This is a genomic window from Staphylococcus sp. SM3655, from assembly GCF_016917315.1.
Classification (GTDB): Bacteria; Bacillota; Bacilli; order Staphylococcales; family Staphylococcaceae; genus Staphylococcus; species Staphylococcus aureus.
Map to the genome: position 1 here is coordinate 1435702 of NZ_CP070305.1, position 22541 is coordinate 1458242.

Below are 22541 nucleotides of genomic sequence, written 5' to 3' on the forward strand. Positions count from 1 at the left end.
AGAAGGTAGTGCTCTGAACACTATCATTATAATCAAACACGAGGTTTTCATGAAAGATAGTGAAAATCTCGTGTTTTTTGGTTTTGAGGTGTTGTTTGTATTTTATAAAATGGCTTACATATATGAAGCGTTGATTAAGTATGGAATTGTTAATTAATTGAACCTATTTAGCTTTAAGAAGGCATAACAAGATGACCTTATTTTATGCTATAATATTTCTATTATGCGAAGATTAAGGTGAGTAGTAAATTGGATAAAAAAGTAAGTATTCAAACAAAGCAAGTGTTGAAACAGCACAACGAAAAAGAAAAATTTGAATTTACTACTGAAGGAACTTGGCAACAAAGGCAATCTAACTTTATTCGGTATGTAGAACAAATTGAGGATGCAACAGTTAATGTTACAATAAAAGTGGATGATGATAGCGTTAAGTTGATTCGTAAAGGCGACATTAATATGAATTTGCATTTTGTTGAAGGACAAACGACAACAACTTTTTACGATATATCGGCTGGACGAATTCCACTAGAAGTTAAAACATTACGCATTTTACATTTCGTAAGTGGAGACGGTGGCAAGCTAAAGATTCATTATGAATTATATCAAGATAATGAAAAAATGGGTTCTTATCAATATGAAATTAACTATAAGGAGATAGGCGAATGAATATTATTGATCAAGTGAAACAAACATTAGTAGAAGAAATTGCAGCAAGTATTAACAAAGCAGGATTAGCAGATGAGATTCCTGATATTAAAATTGAAGTTCCTAAAGATACAAAAAATGGAGATTATGCTACTAATATTGCGATGGTACTGACTAAGATTGCAAAGCGTAATCCTCGTGAAATTGCTCAAGCGATTGTTGATAACTTAGATACTGAAAAAGCACATGTAAAACAAATTGACATTGCTGGTCCAGGATTCATTAATTTTTACTTAGATAATCAGTATTTAACAGCAATTATTCCTGAAGCAATTGAAAAAGGTGATCAATTTGGACATGTAAATGAATCAAAAGGTCAAAATGTATTGCTTGAGTATGTTTCAGCTAACCCTACAGGAGATTTACATATTGGTCATGCTAGAAATGCAGCAGTTGGTGATGCTTTAGCTAATATTTTAACTGCAGCTGGCTATAATGTAACACGTGAATATTATATTAATGATGCTGGTAATCAAATTACTAACTTAGCGCGTTCGATTGAAACACGTTTCTTTGAAGCTTTAGGTGACAATAGTTATTCAATGCCAGAAGATGGCTATAATGGAAAAGATATTATTGAAATAGGTAAAGATTTAGCAGAGAAACACCCTGAAATTAAAGATTATTCTGAAGAAGCACGTTTGAAAGAATTTAGAAAATTAGGCGTAGAATACGAAATGGCTAAATTGAAAAATGATTTAGCAGAGTTCAATACGCATTTTGATAATTGGTTTAGTGAAACATCTTTATATGAAAAAGGAGAAATTCTTGAAGTTTTAGCAAAAATGAAAGAATTAGGTTATACGTATGAAGCTGATGGCGCTACATGGTTACGTACAACTGATTTTAAAGACGACAAAGACAGAGTATTAATTAAAAATGACGGTACATATACGTATTTCTTACCAGATATTGCGTACCACTTCGATAAAGTAAAACGTGGTAATGACATTTTAATCGATTTATTTGGTGCTGATCATCATGGTTATATTAATCGTTTGAAAGCATCTCTTGAAACGTTTGGTGTAGATAGTAATCGTTTAGAAATTCAAATCATGCAAATGGTTCGTTTAATGGAAAATGGTAAAGAAGTGAAGATGAGTAAACGTACTGGTAATGCGATTACATTAAGAGAAATTATGGACGAAGTTGGCGTTGACGCTGCACGTTATTTCTTAACTATGCGTAGTCCTGATAGTCACTTTGATTTTGATATGGAATTAGCGAAAGAGCAATCTCAAGACAATCCAGTTTACTATGCTCAATATGCACATGCGCGTATTTGTTCAATTTTAAAACAAGCGAAAGAGCAAGGTATTGAAGTGACTGCTGCGAATGATTTTACAACGATTACTAATGAAAAAGCGATTGAATTGTTGAAAAAAGTAGCTGATTTCGAACCTACAATTGAAAGTGCTGCTGAGCATAGATCGGCACATAGAATTACTAATTATATTCAAGATTTAGCTTCTCATTTCCATAAATTCTATAATGCTGAAAAAGTGTTAACAGATGATATTGAAAAAACAAAAGCACATGTTGCTATGATTGAAGCGGTCAGAATTACATTGAAAAATGCATTGGCAATGGTCGGTGTAAGCGCACCTGAATCAATGTAAGAACATTTATATACACTCCAACGTAGAGTTTCTCGAAAGATACTTTGTGTTGGAGTGTTTTTTTTAGGTATGTGACATATTGGGGAATGCTTAGTATGTGAATAAGGTTAAGAGGAACACAGTTGGATGCTACTGCACAACTGCATAAGAGAGCCTGAGACATAAATCAATGTTCTATGCTCTACAAAGTTATAATGGCAGTAGTTGACTGAACGAAAATTCGCTTGTAACAAGCTTTTTTCAATTCTAGTCAACCTTGCCGGGGTGGGACGACGAAATAAATTTTACGATAATATCATTTCTGTCCCACTCCCTCTAAAATGGAGGGTGTAAATGTTAGGAACTGATGAATTATATAAAGTTTTATATGAACATCTCGGACCACAATTTTGGTGGCCTGCTGATAATGACATTGAAATGATGTTAGGTGCAATTTTAGTTCAAAATACTAGATGGCGAAATGCAGAAATTGCATTGAATCAGATTAAAGAACATACGCATTTTAATCCAAATCATATATTAGAACTACCTATTGAAACGTTACAATCATTGATACATTCAAGTGGCTTTTATAAAAGTAAATCACTGACGATTAAAACATTATTAACATGGTTAGCACGACATCATTTCAATTATCAAGAGATTAATGAGCGATATAAAGGTGGATTAAGAAAAGAATTATTATCTTTGAAAGGTATTGGAAGTGAAACAGCAGATGTCTTACTTGTTTATATATTCGGACGTATTGAATTTATTCCAGATAGCTATACAAGAAAAATATATGATAAATTAGGATATGAAAACACTAAAAATTATGATCAATTAAAAAAAGTAGTCACATTACCAAATCATTTTACAAATCAAGATGCTAATGAATTTCATGCTCTGTTAGATGTATTTGGTAAACATTACTTTAGAGACAAAGATATAAAGAATTATGATTTTTTAGAACCTTACTTTAAAAAGTAAACGCTGTGAAGTTAGATAGATGAGTTTATATGAAATATAAAAAATAATTTACTATTTTCTTTTAGTATGTGGACTTATATAATAAATAGAAGCATATAAAGAAAAAAACAGTTGTTTGTTTGTGCAGCAACTGCATAAGAGCCCCTAATCGCTAAAGCTCAAGGGGAGTAAAGGAATACAGTTGTTTGTGCAGCAACTGCATAAAAGCCTCTAATCGCTAAAGCTCAAGAGGCTTTAAAAAGGAGATGTGATAGTGTGAAGAAATCGTTAATTGCTTTTATTTTGATTTTTATGCTTGTCCTGAGTGGCTGTGGTATGAAAGATAATGATAAACAAGGTAGCAATGATAATGGCTCGTCTAAATCGCCGTACCATAGAATTGTTTCGTTAATGCCTAGTAATACTGAAATTTTATATGAATTAGGATTAGGTAAATACATAGTTGGTGTTTCAACGGTTGATGATTATCCAAAAGATGTGAAAAAGGGTAAGAAACAATTTGATGCTTTGAATCTAAATAAAGAGGAACTTTTAAAGGCAAAGCCAGATCTAATTCTTGCGCATGAGTCGCAAAAGGCAACTGCTAATAAAGTATTGTCATCATTAGAGAAACAAGGCATCAAAGTAGTGTATGTTAAAGATGCACAATCAATTGATGAAACTTACAACACATTTAAGCAAATTGGGAAATTAACGCATCATGATAAGCAGGCTGAACAACTTGTTGAGGAAACTAAAGATAATATCGATAAAGTCATAGATTCAATTCCTGCTCATCATAAAAAATCAAAAGTATTTATTGAGGTTTCATCAAAGCCTGAAATATATACAGCAGGGAAGCATACATTTTTTAATGATATGTTAGAAAAATTAGAAGCCCAAAATGTGTATAGTGACATTAATGGTTGGAACCCTGTAACGAAGGAAAGTATTATTAAAAAGAACCCAGATATATTAATTTCGACGGAAGCTAAGACAAGATCAGATTATATGGATATCATCAAAAAAAGAGGTGGATTCAATAAAATTAATGCTGTCAAGAATACACGTATTGAAGTTGTAAATGGTGATGAAGTATCAAGACCAGGTCCACGTATTGATGAAGGATTAAAAGAATTAAGAGATGCAATTTATAGAAAATAAACCATTCTAATTATGCCCCTTATTGCTACATGTAAAAAATACATGTTTGAGATAAGGGGTTTTTAAAATATATTTAGTGAATGATAGCAACGCGAGTATGTGATTGCTATAATGAATGTAATTATCGATGAAAGAAAAGAGAATGCTATGACATTTAATAAAGTATTATTGAGCTGGATAGTCATATTGATTATAACAACTAGCATATATCTATTTTGGCAGTTGGGCGATATCAATGATGTATTTAACCAGTCTATTTTAATCAATGTTAGATTACCGAGATTATTAGAAGCATTGTTGACAGGTATGATATTAACTGTTGCAGGCCTTATATTTCAAACAGTTTTAAATAATGCATTGGCAGATAGCTTTACATTAGGATTGGCAAGCGGCGCTACATTTGGTTCAGGATTAGCATTATTTTTAGGTTTAACAACGTTATGGATTCCTGTATTTTCAATAACATTTAGTTTGATAACATTAATAACTGTATTAGTCATTACGTCGGTATTGAGCCAAGGCTATCCAGTTAGAATCTTAATATTAAGTGGTTTAATGATTGGTGCGTTATTCAATTCACTTCTATATTTTTTGATTTTATTAAAACCTCGCAAATTAAATACAATTGCCAATTATCTGTTTGGTGGTTTTGGTGATGCAGAATACTCAAATGTATCTATAATAGCAATCACATTTATCATTGCATTGTTTGGTATATTTATCATTCTTAATCAACTAAAGTTATTGCAATTAGGAGAACTAAAAAGTCAGTCACTAGGCTTAAATGTTCAATTGATTACATATATCGCGTTATGTATAGCTTCTATGATAACGGCGATAAATGTCGCATATGTTGGCATCATTGGATTCATTGGTATGGTGATACCGCAACTCATTAGAAAATGGCAGTGGAAACAATCATTAGGAAGACAATTGGCTTTAAATATTGTAACTGGAGGACAAATAATGGTTATGGCAGATTTTATTGGTAGCCATATATTGTCACCAGTACAAATACCGGCAAGTATTATCATTGCATTAATTGGTATACCAGTGTTATTTTACATGCTAATATCTCAGTCGAAACGGTTACACTAGCACACGACATTTGCTAAAATAAAAATAACTATAAACATAAAGAGGGCATAAGCGATGGATTTGAATCAAATTAAAGCAGTTGTATTTGATTTAGAAGGTACGTTGTTGGACAGAGTTAAATCTCGAGAGAAATTTATCGAAGAGCAATATGAACGATTTCATGACTACTTAATTCATGTTCAACTGGCAGATTTTAAAAAAGCATTTATTGAGCTAGATGACGATGAAGATAATGATAAACCTGATTTATATAAAGAAATCATTAAACGTTTCCATGTAGATAGGTTAACTTGGAAAGACTTATTTAATGATTTTGAAATGCATTTTTATCGTTATGTATTTCCTTATTACGATACTTTGTATACACTAGAAAAGCTATCGCAAAAAGGCTTTCAAATTGGTGTTATCGCAAATGGTAAATCTAAGATTAAACAATTTCGATTACATTCACTTGGTTTGATGCATGTTATTAATTATTTATCAACATCAGAAACAGTTGGTTTTCGTAAACCACATCCTAAAATTTTTGAAGATATGATTGATCAACTAGGGGTATTACCTGAGCAAATTATGTATGTTGGCGATGATGCGTTAAATGATGTAGCTCCAGCACGAGCTATGGGCATGGTTAGTGTATGGTATAAACAAGAAGATGCTGAAATTGAACCACTCGAAGAAGAAGTTGATTTTACAATTACAACAGTGGAAGAATTATTAACCATTTTACCAATAAAAAATGATAATAAAGGAGAAAATTATGGATCTATTTACTAGAAAAGATGGAACATCGATACATTACAGTACATTAGGTGAAGGCTATCCTATCGTATTGATTCATACTGTACTTGATAATTATTCTGTGTTTAATAAATTAGCAGCAGAATTAGCAAAATCATTTCAAGTTGTGTTAATTGATTTACGTGGACATGGCTATTCTGATAAACCTCGTCACATTGAAATAAAAGATTTTTCTGATGACATTGTTGAATTACTTAAATATTTATATATTGAAGAAGTTGCATTTGTATGCCATGAAATGGGTGGAATCATTGGTGCGGATATTTCAGTACGTTATCCTGAATTTACATCATCACTTACGTTGGTAAATCCAACATCTATTGAAGGTGAATTACCGGAAGAACGTTTATTTAGAAAATATGCCCATATTATTCGAAACTGGGATCCTGAAAAACAAGATAAATTTTTAAATAAGCGTAAGTATTATCGTCCGAGAAAAATGAATCGATTCCTCAAACATGTCGTAGATACAAATGAAATATCAACTAAAGAAGAAATTCAAGCAGTTAAAGAGGTATTCAAAAACGCTGATATTTCTCAAACTTATAGAAATGTCGTAGTACCGACAAAAATTATTGCAGGAGAATTCGGTGAAAGAACAACAAGATTAGAAGCTAAAGAAGTAGCTGATTTAATCCAAAATGCGGACTTTGAAGTATATCAAGAATCAAGTGCATTCCCATTTGTTGAAGAGCAAGAAAGATTCGTCGAAGATACAGCTGCATTTATCAACAAACATCACGATGAAAAGCATGTTTAATTTTTAGTGATAAGTGAAATATAAAAGTAGTAATTATTATTTGTAATATAATTGTAATATGACTGTTGTTTTAGAAATGATTGTTGTATAATGGTTGTGAGCACAAGACGATATAAATAAAAGGAGAGAGTGCTTATGAAAAAGCTACTAACGGCAAGTATAATTGCATGTTCTGTTGTAATGGGAGTAGGCTTAGTGAACACTAGTGCCGAAGCAGCAAGTGGCAACTCTATTGATACTGTTAAACAATTAATTAAGGGTGATCAGTCATTAGAAAATGTGAAAATTGGCGAATCTATTAAAGATGTTTTAACTAAGTACAAAAATCCGATGTATTCTTACAATGAAGATGGAACTGAACATTATTACGAATTCCATACTAAAAAAGGTATGTTATTAGTAACTACTGATGGTAAGAAAAACAATGGTAAAGTAACTCATATTTCAATGATGTATAATGATGCTAATGGTCCAACATATCAAGCTGTTAAAAATTATGTTGGCAAAGCAGTAACACATACGGAATATAGCAAAGTTGCTGGTAATTTTGGATATATTGAAAAAGGCAAAACGACTTATCAATTTGCCTCAGCACCAAAAGATAAAAACATAAAATTATATCGTATTGATTTGGAAAAATAATAATTAAATTAATCGTGCTTAACCGACAAGTTAAATCGCAATACTTGTCGGTTATTTTATTACATGGCATAATACAGTGAATATTAATTTTTATGATTTGCGAAGGGGAAATTAAACCAATACAATAAATAAAGATGTTTCATTTTAAAGGAGTACTACCAATGCGTATTAACGATAAAATTTTACTAGAAAATATAGAAGATTACTTTAATCATAAAGGTTTATCACCGCATTTGATTGATGATATTAAAGAGAAAGTAATTACTGATATAAAAAATTCTGAAAAGAAAGATCAAGATTATATTGAATATAAAAGAAAATCTCCAGCACAAATCATATTAATGATTCAAAGGAATTTGTTTGCTTTACAAATGAATCCAGTTATTTTCTTTATTATAAACTTCATTCTCATATCCTATTTATATGATAAACAGTATGTTCAGTTTCAAGCTATTACTGGAATGAGTCTATTTTATTGTTTAGTGATTTTTCCAATGACTATTGTTGTATACCTAAGGGTGTCTCAAAAGAATTACTTGCGTAGTAATAAAATAGAAATGATTATGGGTACAATTATCGCTATCATATCCTTGTTATTAATTATATTACAAGCATTTAATATTACTTGGGGCGTTATACCAATTACAAATTTTGGACATCAATTTTTCTTTTTCATTGGTATTATTTTAGTAATTGCCGGCATATTTTATAAGCGACTTGAGTTTTCGGGAATCGGGTTATTATTTTGTCAAAAAACCGTCGATGCAATGATTCATAATCCACAATCAGCCCAGATTTTTTCATTAATTATATGGATATTATTAGTAGTTCTAGTTATATATTTCACAATTAGATTATCTTCACGTACAAGATTATAAATATGATAAAACTATTCACTTGATTAATTGTATTAATTGAGATGAATAGTTTTTTTATTGTTGGAATAACTTTTGGTAATTTATAAATAATTTAAAAAAATTGTTTATAAAATGGAAGCGTATATAGAATGAAGGTTGGGTATATAGTTTATTGAGGGAGGTGTCACAATGAATAAAGTCACAATTAATCCTCAAATCCAATTAACTTATCAAATTGAAGGTAAAGGGGATCCTATAATATTACTTCATGGATTGGATGGTAATTTAGCTGGATTTGAAGATTTGCAACATCAACTAGCATCATCATATAAAGTACTTACTTACGATTTAAGAGGTCATGGCAAGTCTTCTAAAAGTGAATCATACGATTTAAACGATCACGTTGAGGATTTAAAAATTCTAATGGAGAAGTTAAATATTCATGAGGCACATATTCTAGGACATGATTTAGGTGGGGTAGTTGCTAAGTTATTTACAGATAAATATGCTTATCGTGTAAAATCATTAACTACCATTGCATCGAAGAAAGATGACTTAATACACAGCTTTACTCAATTGTTAATACAATATCAAGATGATATAGCGGGTTTTAATAAGTCTGAAGCGTATATTCTTTTATTTTCTAAATTGTTTAGAAATCAAGAGAAGACGATGAAATGGTATCAAAAACAAAGAATATATAGCATTAAGTCTGAGGATGATAGTGCGGTGGCAATTCGTTCATTAATTTTGCATAAAGATGAACCTATGTATTTAAAAAAACGTACATGTGTACCTACTTTGTTAATTAATGGGGAACATGATCCTTTGATTAAAGATAAGAATCATTTTAAATTGGAAGCGCATTTTTTAAATGTTACGAAAAAAATCTTCGAACATTCAGGACATGCACCGCATATTGAAGAACCAGAAGCATTTATGAATTATTATTTAAAATTTTTAAAAAGCGTATCATAATATGTGATATATAAACCTAGGGCATAAAGTCCTTAGGCAATGTGAAAAAGCTGATTACTATTCATTATTTGATAGAAATCAGCTTTTTTTGAAATGTATTTGATATATACTGCTCGTTATGCGGCTATCTTCCTTATATTAAGTGCCATTAGTGCAAAACCTCTTAACAATTAGGTAAAAAGAGCATAAAAAAAGGAAGTTTAATAGAATGTATCATCTATCAAACTTCACCAAATTGCGCTAAACAAAATTATAGTTCAATTTCGTTGTTTGCTTCAGTGATTCGTTTATTTACTCGACTCAATAATGATTCGATTTTTTTACGTTGTTGTGCATTAACAAGAATTAATACAGTTCTTTCATCATGCTCATTACGTTTTTTATCGAAGTAATCTTCTTGAGATAAAATTTTAACTGCTTTAACAACTTGTGGTTGTTTGTAGTTTAAATGATTAATAATATCTTTAAGATAGTATTCTTTCTCTTTGTTTTCGCTGATGTATGTCAATACAGCGAATTCTTCAAAGCTAATTGAAAATTCCTTTTTAATTAAACTTTTTAATTTGTCAGCATAAGTGACCATTGATAACAACTCAAAGCAATCATTGATTTTTGTAATTGCCATGTTTAAAACCTCCCTATTTGATGCATCTTGCTCGATACATTTGCCCGATAATATATTGATATCTAATCTTTATTTATTATAGATATGTTAGTCATAATTTTGCATTAAATAAGTTTTATTAAATATATTTAATGCTCTATTATTTAGTTAATTATAACTAATTAAAAATGAGAAGTAAACAAAAAAGTGTTTATAAAACAAATTATTCATTAGACACAGTGATTGTATTTCTGGGTTAGCATTTGGTTTAGTCAAAAATATCAGCATTTTTTATAATTTACCTTAATTTAATCGACAATACAAGGTAATTTATTTAATGAAACGATTTAGGGCAATTAAATGTTTCGATATTCAATGTGTGTCTAAAGAGATTCTTTGTTATAGCTTAACTCTTCCAAGTTAACTTCTTCTACTATTTATACCCATTTTTCAGAATTTTATCACTAAAAATGAAAAATTTTTATAATTTTTTTAATTTAGTAATTCTCAGTGCAGTTTTAATGATACGAAAAACACATTAATTTAGTGATTAAAACCAATCTGTAGCACGTTAAAGTGTCTATACGTTATTCCGATTGATAACGGGTAACAAATAATAGAAAGTACGATAATTGATCATGCATTAAAGCACCTTTATTTTTCAAACTCGACTCAATGAATTATAAAAAGTTGTGCATTTTGACTTATTTTTAATTAATTGAATAACCAACTATGAAATATTAGCACGAATAACATAATTTTTGCTATTAATTTGGTGTAAATTATTAAAAAATAACATTAATTTAGGTCTTAAGAATGAGTTGACTATCGAATTTGCTAAATTAAAATTTGTTGTGTCAAAGCATACTACCCAAATCAACGCTTTTCTAAAGATTTTTAGACCACAAAAAAATAGCTTATCACTTTTAAAAATAATTACAAGTTAAAATGATAAGCTAAAAGTTAAATTAAAATAATCTTAAAAGTATAATACCTGTCAAAATACATAATAGACCAATAGTTTTTCTGGATGTCATTGCTATTTTAGGTGAACCAAATAATCCAAAGTGATCTATCAATATGCCCATTAGAATCTGGCCAAACATCCCAATAAGTGTTGTTAATGCTGCACCCATATGAGGCATTAAGATAATGTTAGCTGTTACAAAAGCCATGCCAAGTATACCGCCAGTAAAATAGATAGGCTTTAATTTACCGAATTTTAAATGACTTGTTTTTAGTTTTAAAGAACGATTAAAAATAGCGGTTAAAATCAATAGCGCTATTGACCCAATTGTAAATGATACTAATGATGCAAAGGCTGGTGAATGAGTATGACTAGCTAAAGCACTATTAATTGTCGTTTGAATAGGTGGAAAGAAACCAAAAATAAATCCTAATAGAAGCCAAAACAGTAAATACTTTTGATCAGTTAGTAATAAATTATTCTTGTTAAATTGATTCATTATGACGATGCCGATAATGAGTAACAATACTCCAATTGCTTTAATTAAATTAAAATCATGAATTGTAGCGCCAAATAAGCCCAATGTATCAATAATGACACCCATAATAATTTGACCCGCAACTGTTGCAATTACAGTTAATGTTGCACCTAATTTTGGCAATAACAATAAATTGCCAGTTAAAAAGCTAACCCCAAGCAAACCACCGACTACCCATGTGTAGTTAAATGATTGATTATTGTAAAAGTGAATAGTAAAGACTTTTGGATTGATAATGATATTTAAAATAATTAAACAAATTGTTCCAACTGAAAATGAAATGAATGAAGTATAGAAAGGCGATTTAGTATACAGTGATAGTCTTGAATTGACAGATGTTTGGATAGGAATAAGCATTCCAACTAGGACACCAATGATATAGAAAAGAAGCATATGAATAAAGTCTCACTTTCCAAAGTTAATAATAAAATCATATGTATACATTATCATTATAGATAAAATATACAACTCATTTACAATAATGTTGAAAAAACAGGACATTATCACAACAAAATCACCCTAGACAATCATGATGAAAGTCTAGGGTGTTAGTATTTATACTAAATTAATTGCGCTTTCTTTATATCTATTTCTTATCTTCAAATAAAACAGTTGTTGTTTTATCAATAATTTGAGCAGAATGTACTTTGGTGATAGTACCACTATTTGACTTTATAATATTTAAATCTACTAATGCATTCATACTATCACGTACAACTTGCTCGGTCACTACGTTGTTTAATTGTGGTAATTGCAGTTTTACAGGCTTGTCTAGTGAAGATTTAAAACTTAATTCAAGTGTTTTAGTCATGAATATGTCCTCCTGATTAAATTGATAAAGATTTGATGAGTTCGATATTGCTATATGTTTCTCCAGTAAGTCGCTCAATAAGTTTGCTGAATGTTTTAATTTGGTCGTTTGATGCATCAGGGTTAATGTTAGCGAATCGACGCTTAAATTCTGTTTGTTTGCCGTTAGCGTCTACTTTAGTAAATGATAATACAATAGTGATGTGGTTTATTTTACTCATATTTTAAAACCTCCTTTCACACTATATATCGAAACAAAATAATAAAATGGCTAATTTTATTTTCTATGTTTAAAATCTATAAAAAAGGCAATAGATATATGTAACTAAAATATAATATAGCTATGATTAAGACACTTAAAGCAAGGGGAGGTTGAGTAATGAATAAAGTAGAAGCGATTAAATTTAATGATGATATTGTTAAAATGTATGAAGCGCTCAAGATAAAATCTGAACGTGACTATTTATTCTTTAAGTTAGCTATACATAGTGGATTGAAAGTATCAGAATTATTAACAATTACAGTCTCTCAAGTTAAGAGACTAATTGAAAAGTGTACGTTATCAGAAATGTGTAAAGCACATTTTCATTCGTTGATTAAAATTAGGTTACCAGAAACATTATCGAAAGAACTACTTCAATATATAGAGGACAGGAGTCTTTCGAATGAAGACGTTCTTTTTCAATCACTACGAACAAATCAAGTATTATCTAGACAGCAAGCATATCGAATAATTCACCAAGCATCAATTGAAGCTGGTATAGATAATGTAGGACTAACGACATTGCGTAAGACATTTGCATATCATGCTTATCAAAAAGGTATACCTATACCAGTCATTCAAAAGTATTTAGGGCATCAATCTGCTATTGAAACACTAAATTTTATCGGTTTAGAAAATGAGTGTGAACATAGTATTTATATTTCATTACAATTATAGAAACAAAGGAGGCTAATAATGAGTTTGGTTTATTTATTAATTGCTATACTTGTGATTATGGCGATGATACTTCTAATGTCTAAACGTAGAGCATTGGCTAAATATGCCGGGTACATAGCGTTGGTTGCACCTGTAATTTCATCTATCTATTTTTTGATTCAAATACCATCAGTAGCTAAACTGCAATATCTTTCTACCTCTATTCCATGGATTAAGACATTAGATATTAATTTAGATTTACGTTTAGATGGTTTAAGTTTAATGTTTTCACTTATTATTTCACTTATTGGAATTGCAGTATTCTTCTATGCAACTCAATATTTATCCTCTCGAAAAGACAATTTACCAAGGTTTTATTTTTATTTAACGTTATTTATGTTCAGTATGATTGGTATTGTATTATCAGACAATACGATATTGATGTACATTTTTTGGGAATTAACGAGTGTATCATCATTTTTATTGATTTCATATTGGTATAACAATGGTGACAGTCAATTTGGTGCGATTCAATCATTTATGATTACAGTATTAGGTGGATTGGCGTTATTAGTTGGTTTTATTATGCTGTATATCATGACAGGAACGAATAATATCACTGACATATTAGGACAAGCAGATCATATTAAGAATCATGGATTGTTTATCCCTATGATTTTTATGTTTTTATTAGGTGCATTTACAAAATCAGCACAATTTCCATTTCATATTTGGCTACCTAGAGCAATGGCTGCACCTACACCTGTAAGTGCTTATTTACATTCAGCCACGATGGTAAAAGCTGGTATCTTTTTATTACTTCGTTTTACACCATTATTAGGTCTTAGCAATATGTACATATATATCGTCACGTTTGTTGGTTTAATAACAATGTTATTTGGTTCAATCACAGCTTTAAAACAATGGGATTTAAAAGGAATCCTAGCATATTCAACAATCAGTCAACTAGGAATGATTATGGCAATGGTCGGTATCGGTGGTGGATATGCTCAACACCAACAAGACGCAATAGCATCTGTTTATGTATTTGTATTATTTGGTGCGCTATTTCATCTAATGAATCATGCCATCTTTAAATGTGCGCTTTTCATGGGAGTAGGTATTTTAGATCATGAAGCAGGTTCAAGGGATATACGAATTTTAAGTGGAATGCGTCAACTATTTCCTAAAATGAATCTAGTCATGACGATAGCGGCTCTATCTATGGCTGGAGTACCATTTTTAAATGGATTTTTAAGTAAAGAAATGTTTTTAGATGCATTAACACAAACTGGACAATTATCCCAATTTAGTTTGATTTCAATGATAGCTATCGTGTTTGTTGGTGTTATTGCGAGTGTTTTTACATTCACATATGCACTATACATGGTAAAAGAAGTATTTTGGACAAAATATGATTCTAAGGTTTTTACTAAAAAAAATATCCACGAACCATGGTTGTTTAGTTTACCATCTCTTATATTAATGGTGCTAGTACCTGTAATCTTTTTTGTACCAAATATATTTGGGAAGGGGATTATCGTTCCAGCATTAAGAGCTGTATCAGGTGGTAATCATCAAATTGATCAATTGGCACCACATGTTTCGCAATGGCATGGATTTAACATACCGCTTCTTTTAACCATCATCATTATTTTATTGGGTAGTGTACTAGCAATCAAAGTAGATTGGAAAAAAGTGTTCACGGGTAAAATTAGACAGATTTCAGTTTCAAAAAGCTATGAGATGGTATATCGACATTTTGAAAAGTTTGCTACGAAGCGATTTAAACGTGTTATGCAAGATCGTTTAAACCAATACATTATTATGACCTTAGGCATATTTATGATTATCATTGGATATGGTTATATTCGAATTGGACTTCCTAAAGTACATCAGTTACATGTTTCTGAATTTGGGGCATTAGAAATTATATTAGCAATCGTAACTGTCACAATTGGTATTTCTTTAATTTTTATACGTCAACGACTGACAATGGTCATTTTAAATGGAGTCATCGGATTTGTTGTGACCTTATTCTTTATAGCAATGAAAGCCCCTGATTTAGCATTGACTCAGCTAGTAGTTGAAACAATAACGACGATACTATTTATTGTCAGTTTTTCAAGATTACCAAACGTGCCAAGATCTAACGCTAACAAAAAAAGAGAAATAATTAAAATTTCTGTATCACTCTTGATGGCACTTATTGTTGTATCATTAATTTTTATTACACAACAAACAGATGGTTTATCATCAATATCAGACTTTTATTTAAAAGCTGACAAACTAACAGGTGGTAAAAATATTGTAAATGCGATACTTGGTGACTTTAGAGCATTAGATACATTATTTGAAGGATTAGTGTTAATTATTACTGGGCTAGGTATTTACACATTATTAAATTATCAAGATCGGAGGGGACAAGATGAAAGAGAATGATGTCGTGTTAAGAACGGTCACGAAACTTGTTGTATTTATTTTATTGACTTTCGGATTCTATGTCTTCTTCGCAGGTCATAATAATCCTGGTGGTGGGTTTATTGGTGGTTTAATATTTAGTTCAGCGTTTATTTTAATGTTTCTGGCTTTTAATGTTGAAGAGGTTTTAGAAAGTTTACCGATTGATTTTAGAATTTTAATGATTATTGGAGCATTGGTATCATCTATTACTGCGATAATACCTATGTTTTTTGGAAAACCATTTTTGTCTCAATATGAAACAACTTGGATACTTCCAATTTTAGGACAAATTCATGTAAGTACAATAACACTTTTTGAATTAGGTATTTTATTCTCAGTTGTTGGTGTTATTGTCACAGTGATGTTGTCGCTTAGCGGAGGTCGATCATGAATTTAATATTATTACTAGTTATAGGATTTTTAGTGTTTATAGGAACATATATGATTTTATCAATCAATTTAATTCGTATTGTAATCGGAATTTCAATATATACTCATGCTGGTAATCTCATTATTATGAGTATGGGAACGTATGGTTCTAGTAGATCAGAACCACTAATAACTGGTGGAAACCAATTGTTTGTTGATCCCTTGTTACAAGCTATTGTACTAACTGCAATAGTTATAGGGTTTGGTATGACTGCGTTTTTACTTGTACTTGTTTATAGAACTTATAAAGTAACAAAAGAAGATGAAATTGAAGGCCTAAGGGGGGAAGATGATGCTAAGTAACTTATTGATTTTACCAATGTTATTACCATTCCTTTGTGCCTTAATCCTTGTATTTTTAAAAAATAATGATCGTATTTCTAAATATTTATACTTAGGTACAATGACTATCACCACAATTATTTCATTAATGCTATTAATTTATGTTCAGCGTCACCGTCCAATTACGCTAGACTTTGGAGGATGGTCAGCGCCCTTTGGTATACAGTTTTTAGGAGATTCTTTAAGTTTAATTATGGTTACAACCGCTTCGTTTGTGATTACTTTAATTATGGCATACGGATTTGGGCGTGGCGAACATAAAGCAAATCGTTATCACTTGCCATCGTTCATATTATTTTTAAGTGTTGGCGTGATAGGCTCTTTTCTAACATCAGATTTATTTAATTTATACGTCATGTTTGAAATTATGTTACTAGCGTCATTTGTACTCATTACACTTGGACAATCTGTAGAACAATTACGTGCTGCAATTATTTATGTTGTCTTGAATATTATTGGTTCATGGCTATTCTTATTAGGTATAGGTTTACTTTATAAAACAGTAGGTACATTAAACTTTTCACATATTGCAATGCGTTTGAATGACATGGGAGATAATCGCACTGTTACAATGATTTCATTAATCTTCTTAGTCGCATTTAGTGCGAAAGCAGCGCTGGTTCTTTTTATGTGGCTACCCAAAGCATACGCAGTGTTAAATACTGAGCTTGCAGCATTATTTGCAGCGTTAATGACCAAAGTAGGGGCCTATGCATTAATTCGATTCTTCACTTTACTATTTGATCAACATAATGATCTCATACATCCATTGCTAGCAACTATGGCTTCTATAACTATGGTCATCGGCGCTATAGGTGTCATTGCTTATAAAGATATTAAAAAGATTGCAGCTTACCAAGTCATAATCTCAATAGGATTTATCATTTTAGGTTTAGGAACAAACACGTTTGCAGGTATTAATGGTGCAATATTTTATTTGGTAAATGACATTGTTGTAAAAACATTGCTATTCTTTATTATTGGTAGTTTAGTTTACATTACAGGCTATCGACAATATCAATATTTGAATGGCTTAGCTAAAAAAGAACCTTTATTTGGAGTTGCGTTTGTTATAATGATTTTTGCTATTGGCGGCGTGCCTCCATTTAGTGGCTTTCCGGGGAAAGTACTTATTTTCCAAGGTGCATTGCAAAATGGCAATTATATTGGACTAGCGTTAATGATTATTACTAGTCTAATTGCAATGTACAGTTTATTTAGGATACTTTTTTATATGTATTTTGGAGATAAAGATGGGGAGGAAGTTAATTTTAAGAAAATCCCGCTATATCGAAAAAGAATTTTAAGTATTTTAGTAGTTGTGGTTATCGCAATCGGAATTGCTGCACCTGTTGTGTTAAATGTTACAAGTGATGCAACTGAGTTGAACACGAGTGATCAATTATATCAAAAACTTGTAAATCCGCATTTGAAAGGAGAGGACTAAATGAATCAAATAGTTTTAAATATTATCATTGCATTCTTATGGGTATTATTTCAAGATGAAGATCATTTTAAATTCTCGACTTTCTTTTCTGGATATCTAATTGGTTTAATTGTCATTTATATATTACACAGGTTTTTCAGCGATGATTTTTATGTTAGAAAAATATGGGTAGCTATTAAATTTTTAGGTGTTTATTTATATCAATTAATAACATCTAGCATTAGCACGATTAATTATATTCTTTTTAAAACAAAAGATATGAACCCTGGATTACTTTCATATGAAACAAGACTAACAAGTGATTGGGCAATAACATTTTTAACAATTTTAATTATTATAACTCCAGGGTCTACAGTAATACGAATTTCTCAAGACTCTAAAAAGTTTTTTATTCATAGTATCGACGTGTCAGAAAAAGAAAAAGATAGTTTGTTAAGAAGTATTAAGCATTATGAAGACTTAATATTGGAGGTGTCGCGATGATACAAACAATAACACATATTATGATTATTAGTTCACTCATTATTTTTGGAATTGCATTAATCATCTGTTTATTTAGATTAATCAAGGGACCTACAACAGCAGATCGTGTCGTTACATTTGATACAACAAGTGCTGTCGTAATGTCAATTGTGGGTGTGTTAAGTGTACTTATGGGCACCGTTTCTTTCTTAGATTCAATCATGCTCATTGCCATTATATCTTTTGTAAGTTCTGTTTCAATATCACGCTTTATTGGTGGGGGGCATGTGTTTAATGGAAATAACAAAAGAAATCTTTAGTCTTATTGCTGCTGTGATGTTGTTGTTAGGTAGTTTTATTGCTCTTATTAGTGCAATAGGTATCGTGAAATTCCAAGATGTTTTCTTAAGAAGTCACGCTGCGACAAAAAGTTCAACTTTATCCGTGTTATTAACTTTAATCGGTGTATTAATTTATTTTATTGTGAATACAGGATTTTTCAGTGTGCGTTTATTACTGTCACTTGTTTTTATTAATTTAACTTCACCAGTCGGCATGCACTTAGTCGCTCGCGCTGCTTATCGCAACGGCGCTTATATGTATCGAAAAAATGATGTTCACACACATGCATCAATATTATTAAGTTCAAATGAACAAAACTCTACAGAAGCATTACAATTACGTGCTAAAAAACGAGAAGAGCATCGTAAGAAATGGTATCAAAACGATTGAAGTATTGGCTAAATTGTTAAGCATAACAATGCTTTTGAAGATTTGTTTTCAAAATTAATCATTAAAAGAGTACTTTGAAATTGGTTAGTCGATTTTAAGGTGCTTATTTTTTGTATTATAAGTTAATGTTGTTATGTGAAAGCAAGTTGTTTATTTATACAAACAATTAGTGATAAAATAAAATTAAATAATTGCAAATTTAAGTACTGCAATCGTAGACATATATCTATATTAAAGTGCTTTTGTGGTCGCTAACTCAATTTATCCTCTAAAGTATAATTACAACGAGATGTGATACTTAATTTTCAATTAAACAATACTTTTTAGAGAGGTGAAAGTTTGGAAATATTTGAAACAATTCTTATATTTATAGCTGTTGTGATACTAAGTTCGTTTGTCCATACTTTCATACCTAAAGTACCCCTAGCATTTATACAAATTTTCTTGGGCATGTTACTATTTATTACCCCAATCCCTGTTCAATTTAATTTTGATTCTGAATTGTTTATGGTAACAATGATTGCGCCTTTGTTATTTGTAGAAGGTGTTAATGTTTCTAGAGTCCATTTAAGGAAATATATTAAGCCAGTGATGATGATGGCATTAGGATTAGTCATTACTACTGTGATAGGTGTAGGTTTATTTATTCATTGGATTTGGCCAGATTTACCTATTGGAGCAGCATTTGCAATTGCTGCCATTCTTTGTCCTACTGATGCAGTAGCAGTGCAAGCAATCACTAAAGGAAAGGTCTTGCCAAAAGGAGCAATGACAATTCTTGAAGGTGAGTCATTATTGAATGATGCTGCTGGTATTATTTCATTTAAAATAGCTGTTGGAGTATTAGTTACAGGTGCTTTTTCACTTGTTGATGCTGTTCAGTTGTTTTTAATTGCATCAATTGGTGGCGCAGTGGTTGGTTTACTTATAGGTATGGCATTAGTAAGGTTCCGACTAACATTGATGCGTCGAGGATATGAAAACATTAATATGTTTACAATTATTCAATTGTTAACACCATTTGTTACGTATTTAATTGCTGAATTGTTTCACGCATCAGGAATCATTGCAGCAGTAGTTGCAGGACTTGTACATGGTTTCGAACGTGACAGAATTATGCAAGTACGTACACAACTGCAAATGAGTTACAATCATACATGGAATATACTAGGTTATGTTTTAAATGGCTTTGTTTTTTCAATATTAGGATTTTTAGTACCTGAAGTTATTATTAAAATTATCAAAACAGAACCGCACAATTTAATCTTTTTAATAGGCATCACTATTGTTGTTGCTTTAGCTGTCTATCTATTTAGATTTGTTTGGGTTTATGTCTTATATCCTTATTTTTATTTAGCCATCAGTCCATTCCAAAAAATGATGACTAAAAATGATGATGATAATCCAACGACTGAGAAACCACCAAAGCGAAGTTTATACGCTTTAATTATGACGTTATGTGGTGTGCATGGAACAATTTCTTTAGCAATCGCATTAACGTTACCGTATTTTTTAGCAGGGCATCATGCTTTTACGTATAGAAACGACTTATTATTTATTGCATCTGGTATGGTTATTATTAGTTTGGTAGTTGCGCAAGTATTATTGCCATTATTAACGAAACCTGCACCTAAAACAGTAATTGGCAATATGTCGTTTAAAGTTGCTAGAATTTATATATTAGAACAAGTTATTGATTATCTAAATCAAAAATCTACTTTCGAAACAAGTTTTAAATATGGTAACGTGATTAAAGAATATCATGATAAATTAGCATTTTTAAAAACTGTAGAGAAAGATGATGAAAACTCTAAAGAATTAGAACGTCTACAAAAAATTGCTTTTAATGTAGAAACAAAAACATTAGAGTCTTTAGTAGATGAAGGACAAATAACGAATAGTGTACTTGAAAACTATATGCGTTATGCTGAAAGAACACAGGTATATAGACAAGCATCATTAATAAGAAGAATGATTGTATTATTACGAGGTGCTTTATTAAAACGAAGAGTGAACTCCGCATCTTCACTTAGTGTTACGGATAACTTAATGGAATTAAATAAAATTAATAAATTAGTCCATTATAATGTGGTTAGTCGTTTGTCTAAGGAAACAACAAAAGATAATACACTTGAAGTTGGAATGGTTTGTGACGGTTATTTAATGCGAATTGAAAACTTAACACCATCAAATTTCTTCAACTCAGCAAGTGAAGATACGATTACTAAAATTAAATTAAATTAAATGCATTGAGAGAACAACGTCGCATTTTACGTGAATTGATAGATACAGACGAAGTATCTGAAGGTACTGCTTTGAAATTAAGAGAGGCAATCAATTACGATGAAATGGTTATTGTAGATAGTATGACGTAGTTCCTAATTATGCTAAAAGGGATTGATGAAAAACTGAAGGGCTTTTCATCAATCCCTTTTATTTTATGGGAATTGAATAGATAGTTTTAAACTATACGAATTATTAATATTTGAGATTTAATTGAAATAAGTTTTAAAAATTGGAGGAGATAGATTAAGCGAAGTCATTTAAAGGTGAAGTTAAGTGTATTCACAAAAAATAGCCACACTCATATGACATCGGATGAGTGTGGCTTAAGGATCTATGGGGGGAGGAAACCATAGATGTTTACTTTGATAGGCCAGATTAAATATCAAAGTATGCGATTATTTATAGCTTGATGCAAAAGTGGTATGCCTATTAAAAGTTACTGCACATAGCTTTTAATATTCCGTTCAAAGGAAAGGGGCATACAATTGAACAATCTGTAATAGTACTTTTAACCAGCTATGCTAAAAGTCTAGTAGGGAGAACAGTTGTCCAATCACATAAGAACCTCTAACTTCGTTAGTACGATTAAGAAAAGCTTTTTAGTTAGTATGTAATACAATTTATTGACGCGCGTGAATCTCTTTTATAAGAGTGTGTAGGGAATGGCGTTGTATAAATTGTATTAGAAGAACTTCTAACGCATCTCTGTGGTTAAAAGAGATGAAGGGAACGACAGTTTAATTAAAACTGCATAAGAACTTCTAGCTTTTCTCTTTCGTTCAAAGAGAAAAGCTGTTCGCAGTTTAATCAAAACCACATAAAGCTTTTAACTTTACTCTTTGATTTAAAGAGTGACAAATGTTTACAGTTTAATTAAAACTGCATAAGAACTTCTAACTTTTCTCTTTCGTTCAAAGAGAAGCAGCTGTTCGCAGTTTAATCAAAACCACATAAAGCTTTTAACTTTACTCTT

The 22541-nt window shown here is 30.8% G+C and carries 23 protein-coding genes and 1 pseudogene; 20 read left to right on the top strand and 4 right to left on the bottom strand.

Going from position 1 to position 22541, the window contains the following annotated elements; translation table 11 throughout:
* The first annotated feature begins 49 nt into the window (after window positions 1-49).
* The 11 genes from JQN76_RS07045 (at window position 50) to JQN76_RS07095 (ending at window position 9569) form a co-directional block, all read left to right on the top strand.
* A complete protein-coding gene (locus tag JQN76_RS07045; protein ID WP_000655099.1) occupies window positions 50-157 on the top strand; it encodes a hypothetical protein in 108 nt (35 codons plus the stop codon).
* Window positions 158-249: 92 nt separating this feature from the next.
* Window positions 250-666: a YwiB family protein gene (locus tag JQN76_RS07050; protein ID WP_000359086.1), complete on the top strand. Its 417-nt coding sequence runs from the start codon at window positions 250-252 to the stop codon at window positions 664-666.
* Window positions 663-2324, top strand: a complete 1662-nt coding sequence (gene argS / locus JQN76_RS07055; protein WP_001021145.1) for an arginine--tRNA ligase — start codon at window positions 663-665, stop codon at window positions 2322-2324. Before JQN76_RS07050 ends, argS begins: the two co-directional genes overlap by 4 nt.
* A 333-nt stretch (window positions 2325-2657) precedes the next feature.
* Window positions 2658-3293 (top strand): endonuclease III domain-containing protein, encoded by a 636-nt coding sequence (locus tag JQN76_RS07060; RefSeq protein WP_000901764.1) that lies wholly within the window; start codon window positions 2658-2660, stop codon window positions 3291-3293.
* Between the two features lie 255 nt (window positions 3294-3548).
* Window positions 3549-4436: an ABC transporter substrate-binding protein gene (locus JQN76_RS07065; protein WP_000749059.1), complete on the top strand. Its 888-nt coding sequence runs from the start codon at window positions 3549-3551 to the stop codon at window positions 4434-4436.
* 147 nt (window positions 4437-4583) lie between these two features.
* Window positions 4584-5534: a FecCD family ABC transporter permease gene (locus tag JQN76_RS07070; RefSeq protein WP_001790232.1), complete on the top strand. Its 951-nt coding sequence runs from the start codon at window positions 4584-4586 to the stop codon at window positions 5532-5534.
* 54 nt (window positions 5535-5588) lie between these two features.
* On the top strand, window positions 5589-6308 hold the full coding sequence (locus JQN76_RS07075; protein ID WP_000365354.1) for an HAD family hydrolase: 720 nt from the start codon (window positions 5589-5591) through the stop codon (window positions 6306-6308).
* Window positions 6292-7092, top strand: coding sequence for an alpha/beta fold hydrolase (locus JQN76_RS07080; RefSeq protein WP_000362967.1), 801 nt, complete (start codon window positions 6292-6294; stop codon window positions 7090-7092). Before JQN76_RS07075 ends, JQN76_RS07080 begins: the two co-directional genes overlap by 17 nt.
* A gap of 135 nt (window positions 7093-7227) precedes the next feature.
* On the top strand, window positions 7228-7734 hold the full coding sequence (locus JQN76_RS07085) for an SA0570 family protein (RefSeq protein ID WP_000735558.1): 507 nt from the start codon (window positions 7228-7230) through the stop codon (window positions 7732-7734).
* A 161-nt stretch (window positions 7735-7895) separates the two neighbouring features.
* On the top strand, window positions 7896-8612 hold the full coding sequence (locus JQN76_RS07090) for a hypothetical protein (protein ID WP_001222133.1): 717 nt from the start codon (window positions 7896-7898) through the stop codon (window positions 8610-8612).
* A gap of 168 nt (window positions 8613-8780) precedes the next feature.
* Complete coding sequence (locus JQN76_RS07095; protein ID WP_001045421.1) at window positions 8781-9569, top strand: alpha/beta fold hydrolase; 789 nt, start codon at window positions 8781-8783, stop codon at window positions 9567-9569.
* A gap of 250 nt (window positions 9570-9819) precedes the next feature.
* Here JQN76_RS07095 and sarA read toward each other — a convergent pair whose 3' ends face one another.
* The 4 genes from sarA to sroA all read right to left on the bottom strand — a co-directional run bounded on the left by sarA (window position 9820) and on the right by sroA (window position 12709).
* Entirely contained in the window at window positions 9820-10194 is a 375-nt protein-coding gene (gene sarA, locus JQN76_RS07100; RefSeq protein WP_001018677.1) for a global transcriptional regulator SarA, read from the bottom strand.
* Window positions 10195-11141: 947 nt separating this feature from the next.
* The gene (locus JQN76_RS07105) at window positions 11142-12071 is read right to left on the bottom strand and encodes a DMT family transporter (RefSeq protein ID WP_001808006.1); all 930 of its coding nucleotides are present in this window, start codon (window positions 12069-12071) and stop codon (window positions 11142-11144) included.
* A 193-nt stretch (window positions 12072-12264) separates the two neighbouring features.
* Window positions 12265-12489, bottom strand: coding sequence for a DUF2922 domain-containing protein (locus JQN76_RS07110; protein ID WP_000169043.1), 225 nt, complete (start codon window positions 12487-12489; stop codon window positions 12265-12267).
* Window positions 12490-12505: 16 nt separating this feature from the next.
* Window positions 12506-12709 carry a sigS mRNA-stabilizing protein SroA gene (gene sroA / locus JQN76_RS07115; protein ID WP_000036088.1) on the bottom strand — a complete coding sequence of 68 codons (204 nt, stop codon included), beginning with the start codon at window positions 12707-12709 and terminating at the stop codon, window positions 12506-12508.
* Window positions 12710-12867: 158 nt separating this feature from the next.
* On the opposite strand from sroA, the gene JQN76_RS07120 reads away from it, so the two are divergent.
* The 9 genes and pseudogenes from JQN76_RS07120 to JQN76_RS07160 all read left to right on the top strand — a co-directional run bounded on the left by JQN76_RS07120 (window position 12868) and on the right by JQN76_RS07160 (window position 21657).
* A complete protein-coding gene (locus JQN76_RS07120; protein WP_001044915.1) occupies window positions 12868-13428 on the top strand; it encodes a tyrosine-type recombinase/integrase in 561 nt (186 codons plus the stop codon).
* A gap of 18 nt (window positions 13429-13446) precedes the next feature.
* A complete protein-coding gene (gene mnhA2, locus JQN76_RS07125) occupies window positions 13447-15849 on the top strand; it encodes a Na+/H+ antiporter Mnh2 subunit A (protein WP_000060778.1) in 2403 nt (800 codons plus the stop codon).
* Complete coding sequence (mnhB2, locus tag JQN76_RS07130; protein ID WP_000661906.1) at window positions 15836-16261, top strand: Na+/H+ antiporter Mnh2 subunit B; 426 nt, start codon at window positions 15836-15838, stop codon at window positions 16259-16261. The genes mnhA2 and mnhB2 overlap by 14 nt, the downstream gene beginning before the upstream one ends.
* The gene (gene mnhC2, locus JQN76_RS07135; protein WP_001048985.1) at window positions 16258-16602 is read left to right on the top strand and encodes a Na+/H+ antiporter Mnh2 subunit C; all 345 of its coding nucleotides are present in this window, start codon (window positions 16258-16260) and stop codon (window positions 16600-16602) included. The genes mnhB2 and mnhC2 overlap by 4 nt, the downstream gene beginning before the upstream one ends.
* A complete protein-coding gene (gene mnhD2 / locus JQN76_RS07140; protein WP_000950551.1) occupies window positions 16592-18088 on the top strand; it encodes a Na+/H+ antiporter Mnh2 subunit D in 1497 nt (498 codons plus the stop codon). The genes mnhC2 and mnhD2 overlap by 11 nt, the downstream gene beginning before the upstream one ends.
* Window positions 18089-18571, top strand: coding sequence for a Na+/H+ antiporter Mnh2 subunit E (mnhE2, locus tag JQN76_RS07145; RefSeq protein WP_001071971.1), 483 nt, complete (start codon window positions 18089-18091; stop codon window positions 18569-18571).
* The gene (gene mnhF2, locus JQN76_RS07150) at window positions 18568-18870 is read left to right on the top strand and encodes a Na+/H+ antiporter Mnh2 subunit F (protein WP_000616642.1); all 303 of its coding nucleotides are present in this window, start codon (window positions 18568-18570) and stop codon (window positions 18868-18870) included. The genes mnhE2 and mnhF2 overlap by 4 nt, the downstream gene beginning before the upstream one ends.
* On the top strand, window positions 18845-19282 hold the full coding sequence (gene mnhG2 / locus JQN76_RS07155) for a Na+/H+ antiporter Mnh2 subunit G (protein ID WP_000406617.1): 438 nt from the start codon (window positions 18845-18847) through the stop codon (window positions 19280-19282). The genes mnhF2 and mnhG2 overlap by 26 nt, the downstream gene beginning before the upstream one ends.
* A 339-nt stretch (window positions 19283-19621) precedes the next feature.
* Window positions 19622-21657 (top strand): annotated as a pseudogene (locus JQN76_RS07160) (cation:proton antiporter).
* Window positions 21658-22541: the final 884 nt, after the last annotated feature.

What these genes read in the sequence shown, in the direction of transcription:
- JQN76_RS07045 (WP_000655099.1), top strand. Translation starts at nt 50, where the DNA reads ATGAAAGATAGTGAAAATCTCGTGTTTTTTGGTTTTGAGGTGTTGTTT.
- argS (WP_001021145.1), top strand. Translation starts at nt 663, where the DNA reads ATGAATATTATTGATCAAGTGAAACAAACATTAGTAGAAGAAATTGCA.
- JQN76_RS07060 (WP_000901764.1), top strand. Translation starts at nt 2,658, where the DNA reads ATGTTAGGAACTGATGAATTATATAAAGTTTTATATGAACATCTCGGA.
- JQN76_RS07070 (WP_001790232.1), top strand. Translation starts at nt 4,584, where the DNA reads ATGACATTTAATAAAGTATTATTGAGCTGGATAGTCATATTGATTATA.
- JQN76_RS07075 (WP_000365354.1), top strand. Translation starts at nt 5,589, where the DNA reads ATGGATTTGAATCAAATTAAAGCAGTTGTATTTGATTTAGAAGGTACG.
- JQN76_RS07080 (WP_000362967.1), top strand. Translation starts at nt 6,292, where the DNA reads ATGGATCTATTTACTAGAAAAGATGGAACATCGATACATTACAGTACA.
- JQN76_RS07085 (WP_000735558.1), top strand. Translation starts at nt 7,228, where the DNA reads ATGAAAAAGCTACTAACGGCAAGTATAATTGCATGTTCTGTTGTAATG.
- JQN76_RS07090 (WP_001222133.1), top strand. Translation starts at nt 7,896, where the DNA reads ATGCGTATTAACGATAAAATTTTACTAGAAAATATAGAAGATTACTTT.
- JQN76_RS07095 (WP_001045421.1), top strand. Translation starts at nt 8,781, where the DNA reads ATGAATAAAGTCACAATTAATCCTCAAATCCAATTAACTTATCAAATT.
- sarA (WP_001018677.1), bottom strand. Translation starts at nt 10,194, where the DNA reads ATGGCAATTACAAAAATCAATGATTGCTTTGAGTTGTTATCAATGGTC.
- JQN76_RS07105 (WP_001808006.1), bottom strand. Translation starts at nt 12,071, where the DNA reads ATGCTTCTTTTCTATATCATTGGTGTCCTAGTTGGAATGCTTATTCCT.
- JQN76_RS07110 (WP_000169043.1), bottom strand. Translation starts at nt 12,489, where the DNA reads ATGACTAAAACACTTGAATTAAGTTTTAAATCTTCACTAGACAAGCCT.
- sroA (WP_000036088.1), bottom strand. Translation starts at nt 12,709, where the DNA reads ATGAGTAAAATAAACCACATCACTATTGTATTATCATTTACTAAAGTA.
- JQN76_RS07120 (WP_001044915.1), top strand. Translation starts at nt 12,868, where the DNA reads ATGAATAAAGTAGAAGCGATTAAATTTAATGATGATATTGTTAAAATG.
- mnhA2 (WP_000060778.1), top strand. Translation starts at nt 13,447, where the DNA reads ATGAGTTTGGTTTATTTATTAATTGCTATACTTGTGATTATGGCGATG.
- mnhB2 (WP_000661906.1), top strand. Translation starts at nt 15,836, where the DNA reads ATGAAAGAGAATGATGTCGTGTTAAGAACGGTCACGAAACTTGTTGTA.
- mnhC2 (WP_001048985.1), top strand. Translation starts at nt 16,258, where the DNA reads ATGAATTTAATATTATTACTAGTTATAGGATTTTTAGTGTTTATAGGA.
- mnhD2 (WP_000950551.1), top strand. Translation starts at nt 16,592, where the DNA reads ATGCTAAGTAACTTATTGATTTTACCAATGTTATTACCATTCCTTTGT.
- mnhE2 (WP_001071971.1), top strand. Translation starts at nt 18,089, where the DNA reads ATGAATCAAATAGTTTTAAATATTATCATTGCATTCTTATGGGTATTA.
- mnhF2 (WP_000616642.1), top strand. Translation starts at nt 18,568, where the DNA reads ATGATACAAACAATAACACATATTATGATTATTAGTTCACTCATTATT.
- mnhG2 (WP_000406617.1), top strand. Translation starts at nt 18,845, where the DNA reads ATGGAAATAACAAAAGAAATCTTTAGTCTTATTGCTGCTGTGATGTTG.